The 25,046-nt window shown below is 43.5% G+C and carries 20 protein-coding genes; 12 read left to right on the top strand and 8 right to left on the bottom strand.

The window, feature by feature from the left end; translation table 11 throughout:
- Positions 1 to 10: 10 nt before the first annotated feature.
- Positions 11 to 3,073: a TonB-dependent receptor gene (locus R2Q85_RS01500; RefSeq protein ID WP_316809964.1), complete on the bottom strand. Its 3,063-nt coding sequence runs from the start codon at positions 3,071 to 3,073 to the stop codon at positions 11 to 13.
- Between the two features lie 432 nt (positions 3,074 to 3,505).
- Here R2Q85_RS01500 and R2Q85_RS01495 point away from each other — a divergent pair, with 432 nt between their 5' ends.
- The 10 genes from R2Q85_RS01495 to R2Q85_RS01450 are packed head-to-tail and all read left to right on the top strand — an operon-like array spanning position 3,506 to position 14,363.
- Positions 3,506 to 4,270, top strand: a complete 765-nt coding sequence (locus R2Q85_RS01495) for a DeoR/GlpR family DNA-binding transcription regulator (RefSeq protein ID WP_316809963.1) — start codon at positions 3,506 to 3,508, stop codon at positions 4,268 to 4,270.
- Positions 4,270 to 5,679, top strand: a complete 1,410-nt coding sequence (locus R2Q85_RS01490; RefSeq protein ID WP_316809962.1) for an L-fucose/L-arabinose isomerase family protein — start codon at positions 4,270 to 4,272, stop codon at positions 5,677 to 5,679. Before R2Q85_RS01495 ends, R2Q85_RS01490 begins: the two co-directional genes overlap by 1 nt.
- On the top strand, positions 5,642 to 6,520 hold the full coding sequence (locus R2Q85_RS01485) for a transketolase (protein ID WP_316809961.1): 879 nt from the start codon (positions 5,642 to 5,644) through the stop codon (positions 6,518 to 6,520). Before R2Q85_RS01490 ends, R2Q85_RS01485 begins: the two co-directional genes overlap by 38 nt.
- 11 nt (positions 6,521 to 6,531) lie before the next feature.
- Positions 6,532 to 7,488 carry a transketolase family protein gene (locus tag R2Q85_RS01480; RefSeq protein ID WP_316809960.1) on the top strand — a complete coding sequence of 319 codons (957 nt, stop codon included), beginning with the start codon at positions 6,532 to 6,534 and terminating at the stop codon, positions 7,486 to 7,488.
- Positions 7,489 to 7,528: 40 nt separating this feature from the next.
- Positions 7,529 to 8,461 carry a D-ribose ABC transporter substrate-binding protein gene (locus R2Q85_RS01475; protein WP_316809959.1) on the top strand — a complete coding sequence of 311 codons (933 nt, stop codon included), beginning with the start codon at positions 7,529 to 7,531 and terminating at the stop codon, positions 8,459 to 8,461.
- A gap of 3 nt (positions 8,462 to 8,464) precedes the next feature.
- Positions 8,465 to 9,100, top strand: coding sequence for a DUF2291 domain-containing protein (locus tag R2Q85_RS01470; RefSeq protein ID WP_316809958.1), 636 nt, complete (start codon positions 8,465 to 8,467; stop codon positions 9,098 to 9,100).
- Positions 9,101 to 9,103: 3 nt separating this feature from the next.
- Positions 9,104 to 10,609 (top strand): sugar ABC transporter ATP-binding protein, encoded by a 1,506-nt coding sequence (locus R2Q85_RS01465; protein WP_316809957.1) that lies wholly within the window; start codon positions 9,104 to 9,106, stop codon positions 10,607 to 10,609.
- Positions 10,610 to 10,612: 3 nt separating this feature from the next.
- On the top strand, positions 10,613 to 11,587 hold the full coding sequence (locus tag R2Q85_RS01460; RefSeq protein ID WP_316809956.1) for an ABC transporter permease subunit: 975 nt from the start codon (positions 10,613 to 10,615) through the stop codon (positions 11,585 to 11,587).
- Positions 11,588 to 11,589: 2 nt separating this feature from the next.
- Positions 11,590 to 13,071, top strand: coding sequence for a glycerol kinase GlpK (locus R2Q85_RS01455; RefSeq protein WP_316809955.1), 1,482 nt, complete (start codon positions 11,590 to 11,592; stop codon positions 13,069 to 13,071).
- Positions 13,068 to 14,363 (top strand): nucleoside hydrolase-like domain-containing protein, encoded by a 1,296-nt coding sequence (locus tag R2Q85_RS01450; RefSeq protein WP_316809954.1) that lies wholly within the window; start codon positions 13,068 to 13,070, stop codon positions 14,361 to 14,363. The genes R2Q85_RS01455 and R2Q85_RS01450 overlap by 4 nt, the downstream gene beginning before the upstream one ends.
- Before the next feature lie 16 nt (positions 14,364 to 14,379).
- On the opposite strand, the gene R2Q85_RS01445 is transcribed toward R2Q85_RS01450, so the two are convergent.
- The 3 genes from R2Q85_RS01445 to R2Q85_RS01435 all read right to left on the bottom strand — a co-directional run bounded on the left by R2Q85_RS01445 (position 14,380) and on the right by R2Q85_RS01435 (position 15,949).
- On the bottom strand, positions 14,380 to 15,159 hold the full coding sequence (locus R2Q85_RS01445) for a phytanoyl-CoA dioxygenase family protein (RefSeq protein ID WP_316809953.1): 780 nt from the start codon (positions 15,157 to 15,159) through the stop codon (positions 14,380 to 14,382).
- A gap of 158 nt (positions 15,160 to 15,317) precedes the next feature.
- Positions 15,318 to 15,536, bottom strand: a complete 219-nt coding sequence (locus tag R2Q85_RS01440) for a hypothetical protein (RefSeq protein ID WP_316809952.1) — start codon at positions 15,534 to 15,536, stop codon at positions 15,318 to 15,320.
- Between the two features lie 197 nt (positions 15,537 to 15,733).
- Positions 15,734 to 15,949: a hypothetical protein gene (locus tag R2Q85_RS01435; RefSeq protein ID WP_316809951.1), complete on the bottom strand. Its 216-nt coding sequence runs from the start codon at positions 15,947 to 15,949 to the stop codon at positions 15,734 to 15,736.
- Between the two features lie 197 nt (positions 15,950 to 16,146).
- Between R2Q85_RS01435 and R2Q85_RS01430 the strand changes: the two genes are divergently transcribed.
- Positions 16,147 to 17,472 carry a paraquat-inducible protein A gene (locus tag R2Q85_RS01430; RefSeq protein WP_316809950.1) on the top strand — a complete coding sequence of 442 codons (1,326 nt, stop codon included), beginning with the start codon at positions 16,147 to 16,149 and terminating at the stop codon, positions 17,470 to 17,472.
- Positions 17,459 to 18,760, top strand: coding sequence for a paraquat-inducible protein A (locus tag R2Q85_RS01425; protein ID WP_316809949.1), 1,302 nt, complete (start codon positions 17,459 to 17,461; stop codon positions 18,758 to 18,760). Before R2Q85_RS01430 ends, R2Q85_RS01425 begins: the two co-directional genes overlap by 14 nt.
- Before the next feature lie 4 nt (positions 18,761 to 18,764).
- Here the strand turns inward: R2Q85_RS01425 and R2Q85_RS01420 are convergent, their stop codons facing one another.
- The 4 genes from R2Q85_RS01420 to R2Q85_RS01405 all read right to left on the bottom strand — a co-directional run bounded on the left by R2Q85_RS01420 (position 18,765) and on the right by R2Q85_RS01405 (position 24,696).
- Positions 18,765 to 19,007, bottom strand: a complete 243-nt coding sequence (locus R2Q85_RS01420; protein ID WP_316809948.1) for a hypothetical protein — start codon at positions 19,005 to 19,007, stop codon at positions 18,765 to 18,767.
- A gap of 65 nt (positions 19,008 to 19,072) precedes the next feature.
- On the bottom strand, positions 19,073 to 21,145 hold the full coding sequence (locus R2Q85_RS01415; protein WP_316809947.1) for a PAS domain S-box protein: 2,073 nt from the start codon (positions 21,143 to 21,145) through the stop codon (positions 19,073 to 19,075).
- Between the two features lie 77 nt (positions 21,146 to 21,222).
- The gene (locus R2Q85_RS01410) at positions 21,223 to 22,842 is read right to left on the bottom strand and encodes a DUF5060 domain-containing protein (RefSeq protein ID WP_316809946.1); all 1,620 of its coding nucleotides are present in this window, start codon (positions 22,840 to 22,842) and stop codon (positions 21,223 to 21,225) included.
- Positions 22,843 to 23,007: 165 nt separating this feature from the next.
- Entirely contained in the window at positions 23,008 to 24,696 is a 1,689-nt protein-coding gene (locus tag R2Q85_RS01405; RefSeq protein WP_316809945.1) for a hypothetical protein, read from the bottom strand.
- Positions 24,697 to 25,046 lie beyond the last annotated feature (350 nt).

The following is a 25,046-nucleotide window of genomic DNA, read 5'->3' as shown; positions in this document are numbered from 1 at the left end:
ATCTGTAAAATTAAAATGTAACGTTCAGTCCGAGTACAAACTGTTTGGTTAATGGAAAATTGTCAGAGCCATTGGATTCCGGATCCTGATATTTCAGCAAATCGCTTTTGGTAAAGATGAAAGGATTGTTGGCTGTAGCATAAAAACGAAGTTTTTGCATAGCGACTTTCTTCAATATACTTGCCGGCAAGGTATAACCTAAAGTGAGGTTTCTGATCTTAAAGAAAGAACCATTTACATATTTTAAAGCATCAAAACCGATATAACCAGAGGTATTTGCATGGATTCCCGGTCTTGGTAAATAGGCTCCGGGATTTTCAGGAGTCCAGTAATCAATATCATCAGGGCTGTTTGATGTAGTTCCATTGATCGGGTTATAACGGGTAATCAGGTTGCTCGAAATCATTTGCCCCCACCTCGCAGTCAGCATCACACTGGCGTCAAAATTCTTGTATTTAAAATTATTCTGCAAACCAGCTGTCCAGTCAGGAACCCCGGAACCCAAGATTACCCTGTCAGTTGCACTATAGGCATGCTTTCCATCGGTATTAAAGGTTCCATCGGTAGCCAGCTTGATATCCCCTGGTACAGAATTGTACTTGGCCGCTTCCGCAGCTTCATTTTCCTGCCAGATGCCCAGGTATTTGTAATTAAAGAAAGCACTGAGCGGCTGCCCGTAAAAGAAATTATTTGAGATTAGGTCTTTACCTCCGGGAAGCGAAGTGATTTTTTCTTTATTGGTTGCAAACGTAAACGTACTGCCCCAGGAGAAATCGTCGCGTTCGATATTGCGGGTGCTGACCATGATCTCCAATCCTCTGTTATTCATTTCACCGATATTTTGCCAGATCTTAAATGGTGATCCCCATGATCCGCCAAGAGAAGCCGGCAGGTCACGCTGGTACAACATATCTTTAGTATCGGTATTGTACCAATCCACAGTCAGGTTTACGATACCTTTAAAAAACTCCGCATCCAAACCAATATTGGTATTGTAAGATTTCTCCCAGCCCAGCTCCCTGTTCGCCAGCAACTGGTTCAGGATAAATGAAGGAGCGGCAACATCGCCGAAACCAACCGGCCTTGGGGCATTATAACCGCCAGCCTGTGTACCATAAGCACCCACACCTCCTGAGTTTCCGGTTACGCCATATCCCAAACGAAGTTTAAGACTGGAAATGCTTTTAACTTCTTTAAAGAAATCCTCATCACTGATTCTCCAGGCAAGAGCACCTGCAGGAAAGGAATCCCACTGGTGGCCCACAGACAGCCTGGACACGCCGTCCCAACGGTTAGAGAGCGACAAAAGGTATTTACCTTTGTAATTATAGTTTAACCTTCCTACAAAAGAAGTGGATTGATCCTGCAGGTAGGCAGAGCTGATAATTGCCGATGTCCCGGCACCGAGGTTATGAAAAGAATAGGAATCCATATCAAATCCGGAAGCACCTGCAGAATTGATTTCTGTCCGGTTCTTTGCCAGTGAGGTTACGCCGGTCACACTAAAATGGTGATCATCACTGATGTTAAAATCATAGGTCAGGATATTTTCCCAACGATAATTCACCATTCTTTGGTTCTCGATTACTGCTGCAGGGATTTTATAACCCGCTACAGGGTTGGCGATAGACTGCGTACCAAAATATCTTCCGTTACGGGATGATCCCAGCGTAGTTCCGATCACCGATCGAAAAGATAAACCGTTGATGGGTTTAAACTCCAGATAAGCATTACCAGCGAAATAAGTATTTAGCGTATTGTTTTTATATTGATCTTTAATCTGGTCAGACAAGGGGTTGGTCACATTCTCTACAGGGATATGGTTGATGTTTCCATCAGCATCAAAAGGATCTCCGAAAGGTGCGAAGGTGAGACTGTTTCCAAAGATATTCTGAGCAGCTGCATCATTGTCCGTATAGGTTAACTGTAAATTGGTTCCTACTTTAAAAAGCTTGGACAAGGTATGGTCGATATTTGCACGCACCGCATACTTTTTATTCTGGTCATTTTTGATCAAACCCTGTTCATCGTTATAGTTTAACGACAGGTAAGCACTGGTTTTTTCAGTTCCCCCGTTAACGGCTACACTGTAATTCTGCTGTAGTCCGTCTCTGAGTGCGAGATCTACCCAATCTACCCATTTGCCCGCTTCATATGCAGCCTGCTGCTGAGGATTATTGATGAAGATTTCGTTATTAAACTCCGGATAATTTCCTTTTTCCCCGCGGTATGCCTCACGTTTCAACTTGATATAATCATCACCGATAAGCCCGTGCGGGTATTTAGGAAAACCATTATACCCAAAGAAAGAATCAAAACTGACGCTGGTACTTCCCGCTTTTCCTTTTTTAGTGGTGATCATCACTACCCCATTTGCTCCCGCAGAACCATATATCGCAGTAGAAGAAGCATCTTTCAACACATCAATCGATTCAATGTCATTCGGGTTGAGTTCAGCATAACTGCCAGGAATACCATCAATGATATATAAAGGATCATTGCTGCCGAATGCCGAACGGTTACCTCTTAGCCTGATGGTTGGACTTGACCCTGATTTACCTGAAGTCTTCATAATGTCCATCCCCGAAACTTTTCCCTGAAGGGCGTCCATGGCATTGGCCGTCGGTGTCAGCACAATATCATCTGCTTTAACAGAAGCCACCGCGCCGGTCAGGTCGCGTTTTTTCACTGTACCATATCCCACCACCACTACCTCATCCAGATCCGAGGTTTCATCTTGTAGTGTAACTGAAATGATTGTTTTTCCAGCTGCCGGAATTTCCTGGGTTTTATAGCCCAGCATCGTGATCACCAAGGTTTCTGTGCCTGTCGGCAGGTTTAAACGGAAAGCTCCATTTCCATCCGTTGATGTACCGGTAGTTGTGCCTTTGATTTTAATACTCGCTCCTGGCAAGGGCTGGCCCTTGCTGTCTTTGATTGTTCCTGTTACCTCTGCAAGGCGGGAGACAACAACAGCCTTATGCGCTTTCTTTAGGTCAGGCATTGCGGCGATGCCTGTTATGGGTAAAAAGAGTGCCATAACAAGCAATTTGTTTTTCATACTTCTTCTCATCAAATAATTTAAAATTTGGTTAACGTTATTTAAGTTTTTAGTAAAGAGTGCGGAACTGATGATCAGATCATCTGAAGACGACAAGTCTCCATAGATAGTTTTTCTGTCAATAAGGCCCCAAAAATGCGATCTATAATAATGGATTTACTATAGTATTTTTTCAAGGAATTGTACAATCTTATCCGATCATTTTTTTAAACGTCATAATAACATTTCATATCACAGAGATGTTACAATTTTATGGCATACAACCGATAAAAACAGTTTTCCACACCTATTTTTGTTTCATTACTCCTATCAAACAAGCAGATCATTCCAATAAAAGCACGGCCACCAAACCTTCGTTTATTTTCTTTTTTTTTCGTTTGTTAATTATTTTTTTACTTTATTTGAGGATTACCACATTTAAAACAAAATCCAACAGGAATAATCATGCTCGCTAACCAAAGAAAAGACAAGATACTGGAACTGTTAAAGGAAGACGGATCAGCCAAGGTGGTAAACCTTGCAAAACTCTTCAAGGTAACTGAAGTTACCATCCGGCAGGACCTGGAAAAACTGGAAAAAGAAGGCCTGGTATTGAGAGAACACGGGGGAGCTTTTTTAAAGAACATGGAAAACCAGGTCCGTACTTTTTCCTTAAGCCACCAGGACAACCTGGATAAAAAAGAACTGATTGCAAACAAATGCCTGGAATTTATAAATGCCGGCGATACCATTATTCTCGATTCCGGATCAACCACCACCGAAATTGCCAAAAAATTAAAAGGAATTAAAAATTTAACGGTAATTACCAATGCTTTAAATATTGCATTACTGCTGGGTGTAGAACCCGGAATAGAAGTGATCATGACGGGAGGAGAATTTAAGCCCCCTACTTTATCTTTAACCGGACAAAAAGCTGCAGATTTTTTTAACGGGCTCAATGTACATAAACTCTTTCTTGCCACAGCAGGTCTGTCACTCAAAGCCGGGCTAACCTATCCGAGCATTAGCGATCTGGTAGTAAAGAAAGCGATGATCAGCGCAGCGGAAACCACCTATTTAGTAGCAGATTCTACCAAAATAGGTAAAAGCTCTTTTGCCAGTTTAGGCGCATTGTCGCTTATAGACTACATTATTACCGATGCTGGCATACAGGAAAAGTATAAAACCTTATTAAACGAAAACGAAATAGAGCTGATTATAGCAGACTGATGATGGAAAAGCAAACTACACTAGGTGTAATTATAGGTAACCGGGACTTTTTTCCCGACAGGCTTGTGGCCGACGCAAGAACAGAAATATTAGGGGAATTGGCTAAACTGAATATCAGGGCAATCCTTCTGGAAGAAGGACAATCGAAACTTGGTGGCGTAGAAACCTTTCATGACGCGCAGAAATGTGCTGAGCTTTTTAAACAACACCGGGACGAAATTACGGGAGTTTTAGTGGTGTTACCCAATTTCGGCGACGAAAGAGGGGTTGCTGAAACACTGAAACTGTCCCAATTGAACGTACCCGTGCTCATCCAGGCCTACCCTGACGACCTGGATAAACTGGATGTAGCGCGAAGAAGGGATTCCTGGTGCGGTAAAATATCAGTTTGCAACAACTTATACCAATTTGGCATTAAATATACCCTGACCACCAAACATGTTGTCCATCCCTCAGACCCTTCTTTTATAGCAGACCTGAAAGATTTCATTGCAGTATGCCGGGTAGTAAAAGGATTAAGAAATGTACGTATCGGCGCAATAGGTGCAAGGCCAGGAGGCTTCAACACGGTGCGTTACAGTGAAAAAATATTACAGCGACACGGCATCTCGGTGGTTACTGCCGATCTTTCTGAAATTCTGGGCAGTGCAAACAAGCTGACCAAGGATGATCAGGTGGTAAAAGATCACCTGGAAAAGATCCACAATTACGCACCATCCGGGGCTACTCCTTCCGAAGCACTGGTACAAATTGCAAAACTGGACGTGGTACTCAATGAATTTGTAAAAACCCATTCCCTGGATGCAACGGCCATTCAATGCTGGACCTCACTGCAGCAAAACTACGGCTGTAACGTATGTACAAGCATGAGCATCATGAGCGAAAACATGCTTCCAAGTGCCTGCGAGGTTGATGTTACCGGTACATTAACCATGTACGCCATGCAACTGGCATCAGGTTCACCAAGTGCATTGGTAGACTGGAACAACAATTATTCTGCTGATGATGAAAAATGTGTATTGTTTCATTGTGGAAACTGGGCAAAATCCTTCTTACCAGATATACAGATCAGCAATGCCCCTATTTTAGGTACTACTGTTGGTGTTGAAAACACCTATGGAGCCCTTGATGGCCGCACACCGGCAATGCCCTTAACTTATGGAAGGATCAGCACTGATGATACCAGGGGAGTAATCAAAGCCTATTTCGGCGAAGGAGAGCTTACCGATGACGCACTAAATACTTTCGGTAACCGTGCAGTGGCTAAAATCAGCAACCTGCAAGGATTGATGCAGTACGTTTGCCGAAATGGATTTGAGCACCATGTGGTCATGAATGCATCCAAAACCGGAGCCGTACTTAAAGAAGCCTTTGAAAACTATATGGGATGGGAAATTTACCAGCATTAACCTGCTCAATTTAACGATGATGACGGAGAAAGAACTTAAGGCAAAATCGGTTGCTTACCGAAAAAATATACTCAAATACATTTATGGCGCAAAGGCAGGCCATACAGGCGGCAGTCTGTCTTGCGTAGACATTTTAAATGTGCTTTACAATGAGATCATGAATGTCTGTCCTGCCAACATCAAATCACCAGACAGGGATCGCTATATCCAAAGTAAGGGGCATTGTGTGGAAGCACTTTTTGTAGTACTGGCCGACCAGGGCTTTTTCCCGGAGTCAGACCTCGAGACCCTATGTCAATACCAGTCACACTACATTGGCCACCCAACAAAAAAGGTAAATGGTGTAGAACAGAACACCGGTGCATTAGGCCACGGCTTGCCTTTGAGCGTGGGGACTGCAATTGCGGCAAAGCTTGATGCCAAAGCTTACAAGGTTTTCACTTTGCTTGGCGATGGCGAATTGCCAGAGGGCTCCAACTGGGAAGCCGCATTAACCGCAGCACATTACAAACTGGATAATCTCTGTGCCATCATTGACCACAATAAGCTCCAGATCACAGGTAAAACAGCTGATGTATGTAATACCGATCCTATAGACCAAAAATTTGAGAGTTTTGGCTGGGCAGTTAAACATGTTGACGGCCATGACCATCAACAGCTGAAAGCGGTGTTGTCAAGTATACCCTTTGAGCCTGGTAAACCCAGCATGGTCATCGCCCATACCATCAAAGGTAAAGGCATCAGCTATATGGAAAACCAGCTCAAATGGCACCATGGCGTACCATCTGAACAGCAATATGAACATGCATTGCTGGAACTTGATCAATCATTGGCTTCATAATTTTAAATACAGTGGAAACAATTGTAAAAAACAGCACCAGCAAAGCAAACCTGGAAATTTTCTCGGAAACCCTGCAAAAGCTGGCTGAAACCGACAGGGATATCATCGTGGTAACCAGTGACTCAAGAGGCTCGGGCAAGCTCGTTCCTTTTGCCGAGCACTTTCCCGAACAAATCATTGAAATTGGTATAGCAGAACAAAACCTGGTAGGTGTTGCCGCCGGGATAGCTTCTGCAGGCAAGAAGGTATTTGCAGTATCGCCTGCCTGTTTTCTTACTGCAAGATCATTTGAACAAATCAAAAATGATGTGGCCTATTCAGACAATCCGGTTAACCTGATCGGCATCAGCGCAGGTGTAAGTTATGGTGCACTCGGATCAACCCACCATAGCTTACACGATTACGCTGCCCTGAGAGCGGTAAACAACCTGATCATTGTTGCGCCCGCAGACAATTATGAAACTGAGCAAGCCATTATCCAAGCCGCAGCACTCCACCAACCGGTATACCTCCGTTTCGGAAAGAAAAACATGCCCAACCTTGGCGCCGAAGACCAGGGCTTTCAGTTTGGTAAAGGAAGGACCATCAGGAAAGGAACCGACCTGACCCTTATCGGAACAGGCGAAACGGTGTATCCTGCTTTACAGGCAGCTCGGAAATTACATACCGAACATGGCATTGAAGCCACAGTGCTAAGCATGCATACCATTAAGCCCCTGGATTACGAACTCATTTCAAATCTGGCTAAAGGCGGCAAACCGATCATCACCATAGAAGAACACAGCATTTTCGGGGGGCTGGGCGAAGCCTGCGCGTCTTTTTTAATGGAAAACAATTACAGGAACCCTTTTAAGATTATAGGCATTCCAGACGAGTACACCGTAACAGGTTCCCAAAATGATATTTTCAACCATTATGGAATATCTGAACAGGGAATTTTAGCTGCTGCCCTGAAATTGATAGGCTAACATTAACCAAAAATTCTAACCAAATATAATCCTGTAAACTATGAAAAGAATTTATGCATTCTTTTTACTGCTGTCATTACTGACATTAGCATCCTGCAGCAATAAAAACGCTGCTGAAGAACCTAAAAAAATTGCAGTAATCGTTTCTACATTAAATAATCCCTGGTTTGTAGTGCTGGCAGAAACCGCGGCAGCAAAAGCAAGGGCTTTGGGTTATGAAGCAAAAATCTTTGACTCTCAGAACAATACCGCACTCGAGGCAGACCATTTTGAGAATGCGATCAGTTCGGGGTTTGATGCCATTTTGTTTAACCCTACCGATGCAGATGGCTCCATTGCAAATGTATCCAAGGCCAAGGCTGCCGATGTTCCGGTTTTTTGTATGGACCGGGAGGTTAACTCTACCAAATCTGCCACTTCCCAGATCTTATCCGACAGTTATTCAGGTTGTATTGCCATCGGCAAATTCTTCGTTAAAAAACTAAATAAGAAAGGCAAATACGTAGAGATACTTGGTCTTGTGGGCGATAACAATACCTGGGCACGTTCCAAAGGTTTTCATAGCGTAGTAGATCATTACCCCGGATTGAAAATGGTTGCTCAGCAAAGTGCAGATTTTGACCGGAATAAAGCAATGGAAGTACTGGAATCCACATTACAGGCAAACCCGGATATCGACGCCGTTTTTTGTGGAAACGATGCCATGGCCATGGGGGCTTACCAGGCTTTGTACGCTGCCGGAAAGGCGGGCCATGTACAGGTATTTGGTTTTGATGGCGCCGATGACGCCCTGCAGTCGATAAATGAAGGTAAGCTAAAAGCTACGGGAATGCAATACCCTAAAATCATGGCTGAAACTGCCGCACTTTATGCACAGGAATATTTTAAAGGCAAACGCGATTTCCCGCAAAAAGTACCGGTAGCAGTTGAGCTCGTAACTGCCGAAAATATTAAAAATTACATTTCAAATTAGGTTATGAAGAAGTTCTTAAAATATTTATCTGCCCTGATCATTCTGCTTTTTGTTGGCTATCATTCTGTTTATTTCAAAAAACTGAATGAGGTACAGGCTAGTGCTTCGGTCGGAAAAATCAATACCACCGCCTACAGTAGAACATTCTGGGATAAAAAACTACCCCCGGCCCTGGATAAGGCAGTAACACTTGCCGGGCTGATCAGTCAGTTGCACACGTCGCCTGATAATGCTTTTAAAACACATGGCAGGGCCCTGGGGATCGGCGACCTGAAATATTTCCTGGTAAAAGGTGAGGGAAGGGTGCAACAGGTAAATGAAAATGACATCGTGATCGCCCTGCCTTCAGAAAAATACAATATAAACTTGAGGATTGCAACCGAATATGTGTTTGGAAACGCGGTCAGAGATGCTTCGGGATTGATCAATATGAATGAATTTGACAATACTGCAGATTTTAATGAAGTATCAGCAGGGATCAACAAGATCATCCGGGAGGAAGTACTGCCTGATTTCAGGAAAACCATAAAAAAGGATGACAGCATCAGCTTTACCGGCGCTATTGAGCTGAACAAAAAATTTCTGAACCTTAAGGATATAGAGATTACACCCATACAATTACACATACTTAATCAATAGGACATGCTGATTGTAGAAAATATAAGCAAACATTTCGCAGGGATTAAAGCCCTTGACCAGATTAACCTGGAAATTCAGCCTGGCAAAGTAACTGCAATTATTGGTGAAAACGGTGCAGGAAAATCCACTTTAATGAAAATCCTGTCGGGTGTGTACCCCGAATATGAAGGCCGGATCATTTTTAAGGGCAACACAGTTAATTTCCTGAACCCAAAACAGGCCCAGGAAAGCGGCATCTCCATTATCCACCAGGAACTGAACCTGATCCCCTATTTGTCCATTACAGAAAACATCTTCCTTGGCCGCGAACTCACCACCTACTGGGGCGAGCTGGACAAAAAACGGATGCGTCTGAAGACAAAGGAATTGTTAAGCCGTTTAAAGCTGAACATCGATCCGGATACCCGGATCATAGACATCAAAGTCGGACAGCAGCAAGTGGTAGAAATCGCCAAAGCATTGCTTACAGAATCAGAAGTGATCATTATGGATGAACCCACTTCGGCCATCAGCGATAACGAAGTACAGATCCTGTTTGAGATCATCCACGACCTCCGGAAAGAAAACAAATCCATTGTTTACATATCCCATAAATTAGACGAGCTGTTTAAAATAGCCGACAACTATGTCATCATGCGCGATGGCAAAGTGATAGAATGCGGAGGCATGACAGATATCAAGACCGATGACATCATCCATAAAATGGTGGGCAGGGAAATTAATCTCATGCGGAAACAAGGCTGCACAGCCAGTCATAAAGAGCTGCTCAACGTTAGCAAACTGTACCTGAAACATCCCTACAATAAAAATGAGTTTTTACTGAAAGACTTATCTTTTAACCTTAAAGAAGGGGAGATTTTAGGCGTATTCGGGTTGATGGGGGCCGGAAGGACCGAACTGCTGGAGGCGCTTTTTGGTCTGCACCCTAAAATGATTTCGGGCGAGATACAAATTGACGGCAGTAAGACCACCATTACCTCAGCTGGAGATGCCATAAAGGCGGGGCTGGCCCTGGTGCCCGAAGACAGAAAAAAAGACGGGCTTTTACTTGGCCTTGATGTGCAGCAAAACATTGGCCTCACCACTTTAAAAGATATGGAGCACCTGGGCTTGCTGGAAATAAGGAAAGAAACCCAGCTCAGTGATAAGTACAGAGACGAGCTTAAAATCAAAACATCATCCGGTAAACAGGCTGCAGGCAACCTTAGCGGGGGCAATCAGCAAAAAATTGTCATTGCCAAATGGCTGGCTACCAAGCCTAAAATATTTTTACTGGACGAGCCTACCCGGGGTATAGATGTAAACGCCAAAAATGAAATTTACAAACTGATCCTGAATCTTGCCGCGCAGGGAATGGGCATCATTATGGTCTCCTCAGAACTACCCGAAATACTGGCCGTATCAGACCGGGTACTGGTCATGTCGGAAGGCAGCATTACCGCACAAATTCCTATAAATGAAGCCACTGAGGCATGTATTTTAAAAGCAGCTATTCCAAAATCAATCTAAACTATGGACTTAAAGTTATATAAACCTTACCTGATAAAGTTTCAATCGTTAATCGCGCTGTTCCTGCTTTGCCTGTTGATCAGTATCATATCTGACAAATTTCTTACCGCTTCCAATGGATGGAATGTCATGCGGCAAATTTCGGTGAACATCTGCATATCAGTTGGCATGACACTGGTGGTTTTAACCGCCGGGATCGACTTGTCAGTTGGCTCTATTTTAGCCCTGTGTGGTGCTTTAACTGCCGGTTTACTCAAAAATGGGATTGGCATTCCAGACGCCAATCTTTTTATTGGCTTTACCATTTTGGGCGCTATGCTGGTTGGCATACTGGCGGGAACCTCATTGGGGGCATTTAACGGCTGGGCAATCACCAGGTTTAAAGTACCGGCCTTCATCGCAACCCTGGCCATGTTAACCATTGCCAGAGGCTTAACCTTGCTGTATACCAAAGGCTTCCCCATTTCAGGGCTGGGCGATCAGTTTTCCTATTTAGGCACCGGCTGGTTCCTGGGCATCCCTGTTCCGGTCTGGATCTCTGCTATTGTAGTCATAGCCGCAGTGGTATTGACTACAAAGACCAGGTTAGGCAGGTACATTTATGCCATCGGCGGCAATGAAAGCGCGTCCAGACTGTCTGGTATCAACATCAGTAAAGTTAAAATCATTGTATACGCCATAGCCGGAGCCCTGGCCGCTGTTGGCGGTCTTATTGTAACCTCGCGCTTAGACTCTGCACAGCCCAACGCGGGCAGCAGTTATGAGCTCGATTCTATTGCTGCAGTGGTCATAGGTGGTACATCCTTATCAGGAGGAAAAGGAACCATCATGGGCACCGTACTGGGTGCAATTATCATAGGTGTATTAAACAATGGTCTGGTGCTGTTAAACGTTTCTCCGTTCTGGCAGCAAGTGGTAAAGGGTGCGGTGATCCTCCTTGCAGTGATCATCGATAAAGCCAATTCAAAACCTGAATAATTATGAGTTCAAAGTATATTCTGGCAATAGATCAGGGAACCAGCAGTACCAAAACATTGCTGTTTGATGAAAATGGAAAAGTTGCAGCCAAAGGATCAGTGCCCCTGAAAAGCATTTTTTACGGGGAAGGTTTTGTAGAACAGGTCCCAGGGGAGATTTACCAGAATGTATTGGATTCATTGGCATTATGTTTAGCGGATTTTAAACGAGGCGGAGGTAAGCCCGATGACATACAGACCTGCGGCATCTCGAACCAAAGGGAAACCTTTGTGATCTGGGATGACCAGGGTGTCCCGCTGCACAACGCCATCGTATGGCAGTGTAAGCGTTCCGTAGACATCTGCAGTAAACTATCCGCTGATGGATTGGCCGAAATGATCAAGTCAAAAACCGGTTTGATCATCGATCCCTATTTTTCAGGGACAAAACTGGCCTGGCTGTATCAGCATGACCAAAAAGTCAGAAAAGCCATTGATAGCGGAAAGGCTTATTTCGGCACCATAGATACCTGGCTGCTCTACAAACTGACAGATGGTCAATCTTATTTTACAGATTACACCAATGCTTCCAGAACCCTGTTTTTTAATCTCGGTACGCTAAACTGGGACCAGGAACTCCTGAATACATTCGGGCTCTCCGCATTAAACCTACCCACCATTAAGCCATCCTCTTTCTTCTTCGGAACAACAGACTTTAACCAGCTGATGCCAAATGGACTGTCTGTTACCGCAATGATCGGTGATTCGCATGCCGCTGCCTTCGGCGAAGGTTGTTTCCGTACCGGAACAGCAAAGGCAACCCTTGGCACAGGCTGTTCTATCCTCATGAACATCGGTCCGGAACTCCAATCATCCGGCAGCGGTATGATCAGCACCATTTGCTGGAGTACCGAAGATCAGATCGCTTATGCGCTGGAAGGCGTAATCGTTTCCTGCGGATCCACTATCGAATGGCTTAAAAATGAACTGGGCCTTTTTTCCAGCAGTGCCGAAACGGAAAGTATGGCCAGATCAGTAGCAGACAACAACGGCGTATACTTCATCCCTGCATTCAGTGGCCTGGGTGCCCCCTACTGGGACATGAACCGAAAGGCCGAAATCAGCGGGCTCAGCTTTGGTGCCAATAAAAACCACATTGTAAGGGCAGCGCTGGAATCTGTTCCTTACCAGATCAAAGATGTGGTAGCCGCAATGGAAAAAGACACGGGCATCGCATTAGCGGGGTTAATGGTTAACGGAGGAATGACCAGCAACAGCTTTGTACTGCAGTTCCTGGCCGATTTGCTGGACAAAACTGTAACCAACATGGGAATGCCCGATGTATCAGCCTTAGGTACGGCTTACCTGGCCGGATTAAAAACAGGCTTTTTTACAGGTATAGCTCAGCTGGAGACCTTAAATTCCGACAAGACAACGCTTCAGCCAGCTGTCGATAAAATCATGATCAACCAAGCCTATAATGGCTGGAAAAATGCAATAACATGAATCTAAAACGAGTAATTTCCATTTGCCTGCTTTTTACCGGCAGCACATTACTGGCCCAGCAAACCGTCCCGGTTAAGCCCAGGATCCTCATCAGTACAGATATTGGCGGTACTGATCCGGACGACAATCAATCCATGGCCCATTTCCTGATGTACAGTCATCTGTTCAACACCGAGGGCCTGGTATCCTCTCCTTCGTATGGCAATGGTAGCAAGCAGGAAATATTCAGAATGATTGACCTTTACGAAAAAGATCTGCCTAAACTAAAAACACACATTAAGGATTATCCTTCAGCAAATGCGCTTCGCCAGGTAACTAAACAAGGCAGGCATGGTGCTGCGCCGTATATCGGTTATACAACTGCTACTGAAGGCTCCGACTGGATCATTCAGTGCGCTAAAAAGAAAAGCACACAACCCTTATGGGTACTGGTTTGGGGCGGATTGGAAGATGTTGCCCAGGCTTTACATGATGCGCCTGAAATAACCAGTAAAATTAAGGTGTACTGGATTGGTGGGCCCAATAAAAAGTGGAGTGCTTCCAGCTATGCCTATATCGCCCAAAATTTTCCTGACCTCTGGTTTATTGAAACCAATGGTTCATATTATGGCTTTTTTTCAGACCATGGCGTTCCTCAAAAATTAAACGGAAAAAATTATTACGACAACTATATACGGGCAGCGGGACATCTTGGGGCTGATTTCAAAAAATACTATCAAGGAGAAATCAAGATGGGTGATACGCCTTCCCTGCTTTATATGATGGACGGAAATCCTGCTGATCCATTTAAAGAAAGCTGGGGCGGAAGTTTCGAAAAATTGAACCACAGCCCCAGAATCATCATGAAGGGCAATACCACACTTTCTGATACAGTTACCGTATATGCTGTTCTCGACTTTCAGTTTAAAGGACCGGTAATTGACATCCCCACCGATTCAGCTTGCTTCAAAATGACAGTCAAGGCCGGAATCGGCGTTCAGGAATGGGATGGCTTTTACCTGGGCAATGGCAATTACGGGCTCAAATATGCGCCTAAAGAGACGGAGACCCTAAGTTATACCATCACTTCTAAAATACCTGGCTTTCCTGAACAAAGCGGGCAGCTGGTAGTGGATAACATCTGGCCGGGCAAAAACCGCTCAACGGATTATAAATTAGGCGCAAACTGGTATACCGACAAAGCAGCCCCCGAACTTTTTGACGGGATCAGGCAAGGTGCCAAAACCGTACTCAAATGGCGAAATGAGGCGATGTTGGATTGGGCAAAACGCTGGGAATGGCTAAGTAAATAGTGGTTTCCCATCCTTATTAAGTACTTAAAGCAATTCTTATCGCTTCCTCAACAGCACTGCAGGGACTGTTACCACTGATATCAAATCCACGCCTCGATAATAGCGGCGGTTGCGCCATAAACTTAGGCTCCCGGCCACAATGCCGCTGCGCAGCATGAACCAGAAATGGATGACAGAGATAAACTGTACCAGCCTTTCCGGTAGCCAGGGCTTCGGGCCGCTCAGGCAATTCCGGGAGTTTCGTTGCCAGCTCCATAAAAGACAGCCCCTCCTCACCTTCCGGCTCCAGCAACCTGGCAACATCCAGGTGCGATCCTTTTAAAATTCTGGTCGGTGCATCCAGTTTGCTGACATCCGAAAACAGGAACAGCATCAGCAAGCCCCGGCCTTTGGAATGTACATTGATGCGGGCGGCAAAAAAGTCGGTCGGATCATCCCCGGCAAAACCAGCATCTACATGCCAGCCGGTATCCCCCGAATCTACGGCTGATGGGAAACGGACTGGAAAAGCACCCATGCTCATGCAGGGGATCCATTTTCCCTTGCCCACCAGCTGATCGAATGCGCCATGAAGAATATTTGTGTTGGCAGCCTTGATAAATGGCTCCTGAGTATACATACCCAGCCAAACTACCGGTTGCGTCCAGGTACTGCTGTCCTCAGGATCAGCCGGGATATCATTCCATAATATATTTCTTGCTTCTGAGGCAAGTTCAGCAGAAAAAGCGTTATCAATACGGACAAAGCCGTCAGTAATAAACGATTGTATTTGTTGTGAATTTAAGCTATCGCGCATAATGTTTAATATAAATTTCAGACAATAAAGATTTACTGCCCCCTCCGGGGCATCAGCCATATGACTTGAAAATTATATTATAACATTACGGTCATTCTCATGCAGCAAATTTAATGATTTCCGTTAAGATTGCAACCACACCAAGACGTTCAAATTTATCATCCTCCAAGATATTTCCGGATTTCCGATTCAATTTTCCGGCAGGAAAGCAGCCAGGGCTTTTTTATGATCGACACGCTGACGTTGTCACCGTTGATCTTATAATCTCCGGAAAGTTCGAAGCCCTTAGCCGAAAAAGAAAACTCACCTGCTGAGGTATCCCCTTGAAATAAACCATCAGTTTGCGCCTCAACAGCAGATTTTAGCTGTTCAATCATTTCATCTTTTGGCTTGGGATATTCAATAGAAAAACAACACATAACAATAGGGATCTTATTTAAAGGCAAAATAAAGGGAGCAGACCTATCGATCAGACTCCCTTTTGTTTAACGCTCTCTTTACCAAAACACTTTTACATCAACATTGTTTTGGGCAGACAAAAAAACTTGTATCATTTTTTGTTTTCTGAGTTCCGTTACGAATCGGGAGCCCTGAGTTCGTCGTTTGCCAGGGAGTTTTTCCAGGGATCATCCCGATCCTTTTTGGGTAAATTACCAGTTAGTGGAGCTTCCGGATTATTCCCGGCATCTAAATCATAATCCGGAACCTGGTTATTTGCTGTTGCATTTATAAAACATTTCCCCACTTCGTAAAGCGCAATACCAATCAAGGCATGTTTAATGAATCCCATAGCTGTAGTATTTTGCAGAAATAACAACTTCCAATAAAAAAAGTTTGACGTATTTATACCTTCCGCATTCGATATCCCAGCCTGTTAAGAATGGCTGAATTATAAATCCTTAAACCGGCAAAACTACTTCGGGTTGAAAGTTGTTAAGTGAAAGAAGCAAAATTGCAGAAATCTATTATTATACATAACCAGCTAAATTGACAGCCCGCGAAAATACTACATTAAAAAAGGAAACGATTGTTTCAAAGCTCCTGCTGATACTGGGGCTCAGCATATTATTGGCAACCGAGGGGTATTTTGGTTACCAGTTACACCAGCTTTCAGACCAGCAGCAAGAGATTAAGGAGGATTACTCCAATATCAATAACATCAGTTCCGGGCTGTTTTCAGTAGAACAATGGCGCGACAAGGTATCGGCGATCGTAAGTCATCAGATCCGTGATTTTACGCTAAGCCCAAAACAAAAGAAAGACCTTCAGAAAGAGATTGAGCAAATCATCCTCGCACTGATAGACAAAGCTGAAGCATTGATAAATAAGCCGAAAAAAACGCTCGACGGAAAAATTAAGAAGTTTGTAGTTAAGACATTTGTAAATACAGATGACTTCCGGGAAAAGGCCCCCTCTTTTGCCAAAACGATCATCGCCAAAGTCTATAATCCCACCAATAAAAAACAACTGAGCAAAATGGCAATGTCCAAGTTTGATGACCTGGAACGTGCAGAATACCTGGATAGTGCAGTAGCTGCCACAAAGGCAGCCACGGATAAGGTCTATCAAAAATATCATGCAAGCTCAGCAGACGAATTAAACAATAAACTGATTTCCTCACTGTCCCGCATCAAAACTGCTACTTACAATTACTCATTTGGTATGCTGGGCTGCATCGTCATTGTGTTGGGTCTCTGGTGGATATTCAGAAAACGGACAGACCTGCATGCTCCTCTTTTTATCATGTCTTTGATGTTCGCATTTATCCTGCTTTTTATCGGTTTAACGGCATCCATGATTGAGGTGGACGCACGCATTAAGGCCCTGGATTTTATGCTGCTGGGCGAACATGTGGTTTTTGAGAACCAGGTATTGTTCTTTCAAAGCAAGAGTATCCTGGATGTAGTAAAAGTTTTGATCGCACAGCCAGCAGCTGACTCTGTACTGGTGGGCGCACTGATATTGGTTTTCAGTATACTTTTCCCCATCATGAAGTTAAGTGCTACCGGCATCCACCTGCTGAGTAAAAAGAACATTGCCCAAAACAAAATCATCAGGTATTTTGCCTTTGAATCTGGCAAGTGGAGTATGGCTGACGTCATTGTTATCGCCATTCTGATGGTCTATATTGGTTTAAACGGTTTGTTAGACAGCCAGCTGAGGAGTTTGAACATCAAAAGTGACGATTTAAATGTGATTACCACCAATAATACCGCGCTACAGCCGGGCTTTATCATTTTTATCAGTTTTGTATTGTACGGGCTCATTTTGTCGACCATATTAAAATTCATTTCCCCTCATGAAAGCCACTAAAAAAACACTTCTGCCGAAAATCCTGCTGATGGTAGGCTTAAGTATACTCCTTTGTGGCGAGATGTATTTCGGTTACCGTATAGCTACACTTTCCAGGCAGCAAGAGGAACTAAAATCAGACTACAGTGTTGCCAATAACATCACCTTTGGCATTTTATCTGTAGACCAATGGCGGGAAAAGATGGCAGCGATTGTAGACGGAAAAGTCAATGATTTTAACATGACGGCCGAACAAAAAAAGGAGCTTCAGAAAAAAGTTGAAAAGCAGTTAAACCAACTGGTGGACAAGGCAGTGGCGGGGATCAATAAACCGCAGAAGAGCATTGGTGGAAAACTAAAAAAACTTGCTTTCAACGTCCTGGTTGACCCTAAAGAAATTAAGGACGAAGTACCCACCTTTGCAGCTACCATCGTAAACCGGATCAATAAACCGGCTAGCAAAAAAAGGCTTAAAAGCGTTGTTACCAGTAAAGTTGACCAGCTGGAAAACCAAACTTTCGACAATACTGAGCCTGCCAGCGTTACAGTAACCAGGCACATCTATAAAAAATACCGTGTATCCGATACAGAAGCTTTTGAGAAAACCATCAATTCCCGGCTAACCACCGTGCATACACTGATCTATAATTACACCTATGCGATGGTTGGCTGTGTAATGCTGGCCCTTTGTCTTTGGTTACTGATGAAAAAGCAGGTACGGCTTCATAGAACACTATATATACTTTCTCTTTTGTTTGCCTTTATCCTCTTACTCGTGGGGATCACAGCTACGATTATAGAAGTTGACGCACGCATCCAGTCCCTAAACTTTACGCTGCTTAGCGAAAAGTTAGCGTTTAGCAACCAGGTGTTATTTTTTCAGAGCAAAAGTATAACAGGCATCATCCGGGCCTTAATTGAACAGCCCAAATTTGATGCGATACTGGTTGGCATACTCATCCTGCTCTTCGTTGTCATCCTGCCAGTGCTGCGACTGATTGGTAAAGGTATCCTGATATGGGGCAGAGATAAATATGCAGAAAACAAAGTGATCAGATTCTTAGCCTTTGATTTAGGTAAATGGGACATGGCCGATGTCATGGTTGTCGGTATTGCGATGACTTACATTGGATTAAACGGAATCTTAAAAAGTCAGCTTTCCAGTTTAAATATACAGGAAGAGTTATTGTCTACAGTAACGCAAAACAACACCACCTTACAGCCGGGTTATTATATTTTTGTGGCTTACGTAGTTTATTCCGCCATATTGTCGCTGATATTAAAGCGCATAACGCCGATAAAACAATAATTCGTTACTGCTTTTTCGCGAGATATCCTTCCAGGATGCTTTTTAGGTAAAGCTCAGGTTTTGGCATGGTGATCACAGTACCAGGATCCTTGTCTTGTGAGTGCTTGATGTAATTCGCTTTGATCTTACCCCAGTCTTTAGAATACAGCTGGATAAAAGTCTCAACAAACTGTTTGTCAGTATATTTTTTAGGAAGCTTACTTAGCACCACTTCGATCTTTTCTTCTTTATTATGTAATACTGCCATCGCTGTTTAGTTTTAGAGCTTGCAAAGCTACAATAAAAAAATTTGAGCTACGCGGATTCTGGCATTTAATCCTGGCAAACATCATCTGCTATCCAGTTTTGTAACTGGCCCGATAACGGAAGGCCAAAGCTAAAAGTTGAGCCCCTGCCCAACTCGCTTTCTGCCCATATCTTGCCATGATGCCGGTCAATGATCTCTGAACAAAGATATAAGCCAATCCCAAAGCCGGAAATCGAGTACATGTGACTGCCCTCTACACGGTAAAACCGGTCAAATATTTTAGGAAGATCATCGGGTTTAATGCCCATGCCCTGATCTTTTATGCTGATGTTCGCCATACCATTAACTATAGTGCAGGCAACATTGATGATACTTCCTCCCGGCGAATATTTAACGGCGTTACTGATCAGGTTGTGGATTACCTGCTCAATCTTGTCCCTGTCGGCATTGACCATAGTTGTTTCAACAGGCTCGAACACTACCTGATGACTGGAAATGGTAGCCAACGACTCCTCTTCTGCCTCTTTGATCAGTTCAGCGAGATCAATCAGCTGAAGATCTATATGAATCTTACCTGATTCCAGTCTGGAGACATTCAAAAACCCATTGATCATACTGGTCATTTTTGCTACCTGGGTATTTGCTTTTTCCAATACACTGGCAGCAAAATCATCTCCCCCCCGTTTCATTTTTGAGTGCAGCATCTGCGTATAGCCTTTCACCGAGGTAAGTGGTGTTTTCAGCTCATGACTAACCATTGCGATAAAATCGTTCTTACGGAGTTCATCTTCCTTTTTTTCCGTGATCTCGTGCAGCACGCCCGCAAAGAAATCCTTACCATCGCTACGCTGAATTTCACCGATACCACGCACCCAGCGTGTCTTTCCGTCATGATGGCCAATTATAGGATATTCCATATCGAACCGGGTACCTTTGCTAAAGGTGGCTTCCATAAGTTCGGCTGCCTGCTGCCGGTAGTCTTGATGGATCTGGTTAATGGCATCATCATAAAGGATTTCGTCATCAGGGTGGAAACCAAAGAATTCTTTCAGGCGGGCATCAGCAACAAATTCCCGTGTTTCTGACTGGATAAACCAGGTACCGAAATTAGCAGCATTAATGGCCAGGCGAAGTGCCATCTGCGCCTCTTCAATCTTTTGCTGGGCAGCAAGCAGTTGTTCATTGAGTACAGCAAGCTCTTCATTAGTTGCGGTTAATTCCTCGTTTGTAGCTGCCATCTCTTCATTCGTTGTTGCCATCTCCTCATTAATAGCTGCCATTTCCTCGTTGATAGTTTGTAATTCTTCCGAACTCCGTGCGAGGGTAAGTTCCCATTCCTTGCGTTCTGTAACGTCCCTGGTTGTGCCTGCTACAGCTTCTACCTCACCTTTATCATTCACAACCGGGGTTAGGATATAGTCATAGATCCGCCTGCCTAAAGTAGCGTGTGGAAAAGCCACTTCACCACGAACAGCTTGTTTAGTGGCTTTGATATGGTCTATTTCCCGTTCGTGCATTTCGGCATGCCAGGGTTCGTAGCCATTTTCCAGCAAATTTCTGCCAATGGCATCATCCCATGTTTTACCCCACATGGAAAGTAAGGCACTGTTGGCATAGGTAAAACGATAATTCAGATCAAATACATAGATCAGATCGGGCGTGCCAGCGGTAATGGTTTCATATAATCTTTTTTGTTGCTCAGATCGCTCTCTTTCTTCCCGCAGGGCTTCTTCCGTCCGTTTACGTTCGGTGATATCGCTTGCCGCACCAAACCATTCTATGAGTTCCCCTTTGTCATTGAAAATGGGAACGGCACGCGAAAACGTCCAGCCCGGCGAACCATCTGCCTGCAATACCCGGTGCTCCAGCTGAAATATCTTTTTTTCCTGTATGGCCTCATCAATAGCTGTTTTTACTTTTTCCAGATCCTGTGAAGGGACGTATTTAGGCAGCCAATCTGCCATCGGTTGTTTTGTATCTGATAAAAAACCGCGCCCATCCAATTCTTGCATTACACGCCAGTCTGCACTCATACTGTAAACGATATCGGATGTGGCAGAAATCAATGCCCTGAAACGGTCCTCGCTGGCAGCGACCGGCTGTTTATTTAAAGGGGGCTTATGGGATGAATTAGTCATAAACGTAGATTAAACCAGGTATAGCCCTAACAACAGGAAAAAATATTCAATTGTTTTGTAACCCGCTCTAAAAACTTTTATGGCATATCCTCATTTAGCTCATTACCTTTTGATTCGCGTGCCTTCGGTTTAAGACTGGCATCTGCCAGTGTAATCCTGATGGCCATATACGGCCTCCCCGGAAGCTTAATTTTGCCATTTCTGCTGTCTACAAAGGAATAGCCATCCAGTTTTTTGATTTCGAAATCATTATTTACCGGGTTAATGGTCATGTTCCAGGTATCAATCACCTCGGCCTTAAAGTGCATTCCATCACTAAGTCCAGATTTAGGCAGCTTAAATTGCCATTCTTTTAAAGTCTCTTTACCCAAATAAATCAGATAATAGTTGGCGTATTTACCTGCAATATTGGTTGCATAAAAGTGATCGATAGGTTCCAGTCCTTCCTGTGGTCCTGTTTCAACGATATTTTTCAGGAACGCAATGCGCGCCGGGCTTTCGCCCTTCAACGTTCCTCCTGCTCCAATCCATCCGGGCAAGGTTTCACCATGGGTCGCATATCCTCCGCCGATATAGGCGTTCCAGAAGCGGAAGACCATTTCCTTACCGCTCAGTTGCCCCCATCTCCGCGTACTGGTACCTTCGTAGTTGATCTCATCATTAACAACAGGCTTTTTGTAAATATCGCGTAGGAGAGCGGTTCCCCAGGGGCTTTTTACGGCATTGTAATATTGAAGGCTCACATGGGTTACCCATGGTTTATTATAATCATACACCCGGTCAGCATTGTGGATCGATCGTAAATGACCATAAGGATCAGCTTGTTGCACAACCTGGAAGTAGCGGTCCCAATCCTCATCTGTCAGGTTTTTTATGAAACTATTTTCGTTGCACAAGCTCCACCAGATGTTGTGATAAGCACCAAACCTGGCTACCATATATTTTAAAAAACGAATATTAGTCGCATCATTCATGGTATCAAAGCCCCATTTTCCCTTATCGTAAGGACGAAATAAAATCAGATCGGCCTGTATACCCATTTCAGTAAGTTGCGCTACATCCTGTTCCAGCATTTTAAAATAGGCTGGATTGAAACGGGAAAAATCAAAATTTGATTTTTCATTTCCTTCGAAAGGAAAAATACTCATCTTATCAGGCCCATCAAGATAGATACCTTTATAAGGTGGTACAGCCAGCATGCGTACTTTGTTAAATGGTGCTGCTTTAAGCGTGGAAATGGTCTGGTTTTTAAGTTCCTTACCCTGGAAAGACCATTCATATATGGTTGTGCCAAAAGGGAAAAAAGGGGTACCATCTGCATAACCAAAATGATAAACATTACGCACCCTAACAGGTCCATGAACCTGCTTTTTCGCAGGGATACAGGTAAAACTACCTGTCTTTTTATCGAGTCCAGGTTGGTTGCTGCTGGTCGTATAAGTCCAGGTACCCTCTTCATCGGGCATAAACCTGATTTTATAAATACCTTGTCCATCATAAAAGCCTTCCGGCTTAATGGATTTGTTACCATTTTTAAATTCTGCGGAAAGCTGTGTGTTTACAAAGGGATTACCCAAACTGCTTCCCTTTAATGCAAGCTCAAAAATTTCCCATTTAGCTATTTTTTCCTGCGCGTTTACATCTGCAAGAACAAACATCATGGCTAAAAGCACTAAAAAATTGTTTTTAAAATTCATGTGAATTGATTTATAATGATGACAGCCTTACCTTATCTTTAGGTTCGATCTGCATTCTCTGTTGTATTTGTTAACTCAAAAACCTAAATAATTACCAAAATAAAAATGAATCATTGATGAAAGAGGATTATTCCTGACCGACTATGGATATTTTCAAGTTGAATGTTATTTTTTAGATAAGGATTGAAGTTGGCTATTTAAAACCGTCCTATTCAATTTAAGCTGTACTTTTCCCATCGGGTGAAATCGCTTTTTAAGATCAATAGCCGCATAAACAACGGTAAAAACATCATTTCCTTCGTCAATCAGGCACATGGGCGTTCGCATGATATCCCACCACTTTTTCACTTTCGTTTCTATTGGTATATAGCTGGCCGCTGACCAGTTATAGCCATCCCGTGATAAGGAATAACCGATCATATTTGGTAGATGATGCCCCCAGCCTTCAGGCCCTCCGTCAAAAATTGTGATATAACAATCTGCTGATAGCTTATAAACTATCGGATTTTCAATAAACCAGGAATGAATGGTTTTGATTGGATTTACAGTGGTATCCATCCTGGTCCATGGACCTTCCATCGAAGCTGATCTTGCCAGGCCAACAAACCAGCCTTTACCAGGTTTATCAGGATAATCTTTAAAAGACTGATATGGATATGCACCACCATAAAAGGCCAGCCATTCGTTATTGCCAGTTTGATAAGGGAAAAAAGAGTCTACACCCTGTCGTCCTTCCCACAGTTGGGTATCAAGGCCTGGTTCCATTATGATTTCGCCTGCTTTATAGGGCCCGCTTATCCCCTCCATACCGGGAGTTTCAGATTCTGTTCTCCAGATTCTGCCAAATGAGTGGTTAGGGGCAATTTCTTTATCTACGGTATATGCCAAATAATAGCCATACCATTTATTGGCTTTTTCATTAAAAACAGGCATATACGACCAGATTGCCCCCCTTCTGTCGTTTAGCGGATTATCGTCATGCGTAAGAGCATATGTTCCGCTAGCCTGGTAAATGGTAGAAATTCTTTTCCAGTTGATCGCATCTTTGCTTGTCCAGTGTCCAATCCTTGTTTTAACACGGTCGTAAGTATAATCCTTCGCATTTTCTCCGGCACGTTCCGTTGGGAACATATGATAAACACCATTGATCTTAACACAAACGCCACCTTCAAATCCTCCTCTTATATCTTCTGTGCCAGCCATTCCTTCGTCCAAAACCGGTTTTCCCGGCCCACCGGTTACCTCAAATATTGCCTTTTCTGTGCTGAACCCTTCAATAAAAAAAGGCTCCCACAATCTCCCGTCAGGACATCCTGCATCCTGTCCGTTAAAATTCGTTAATGAAGATACCGCACCCAACACTATAAAAAGGTTATCATTCCAAGTTAAATTCTGCAGGCCTTTTTTATACCTTACTGCGTATACATCCACAGCAGGTAAGCCCGTTATACTCATTGCATTTTTAATGAGCGGTGTTTTATTTAATTCCCCATTGCCAAAATTAATGGTTTCTAATGCGGATGATTTTAGTACAGCTGCCGAGTCCCTGAAAATTCCCATAAGCATATAACATGGACCGTTTGTTTTGAATTTTATAGATCCCGCTTTTACGATGCCATCGGTTAAAGGCAGTTTTACGGCATTTAGTCCCGAAATATCTTTACTAATCTTGGCAATACTGTTTTTAGCTCCGGAAAAGACATTTACAAACTCCGATAATTTTATGGTGCTATATCCCTTTCCGATCAATTTGTACAAAGGAATTTGAGCTGCACCAGCGTAGTTTATGCAAAATACACAAGGAAATAACAACAACAATAAGGTTCGGAAACTACGCTTAAAAATACTTTTCATCTGGATCAAATTTTTTGTATGATTAAAGATAGTAAAGGAAATTACCAGGAAGGGGAAATTCTGTGCAATCGTTATCGGAAACCACTGTTCTGATAAGCTAAACTTGCAGGATAATTCAATACGTCAAAGAAGATCTCCAGGCCAAAATCACTTCAGCCTTAACAAGGCAAAATTTAATCCCGTATCCAATCAGCTATCAAAAAAGGAGGCTATCGCCTCCTTTCCTTTTTCCCAAAACAAATATCCAATTTGCTCTCTTTGTTTTTTAATTCAGTCACTTCCGTACGACCAGCCTGTGCCAAAACTACACTTCCGCTCATTCTTTCGCTGCCATCAATCATTCAAATCCC

It is taken from the genome of Pedobacter heparinus (assembly GCF_032678725.1).
In the GTDB taxonomy this organism is placed as follows: domain Bacteria; phylum Bacteroidota; class Bacteroidia; order Sphingobacteriales; family Sphingobacteriaceae; genus Pedobacter; species Pedobacter heparinus_A.
The sequence above is the reverse complement of the archived record's forward strand: the minus strand, read 5'-3'. Positions and strand labels throughout refer to the sequence as shown.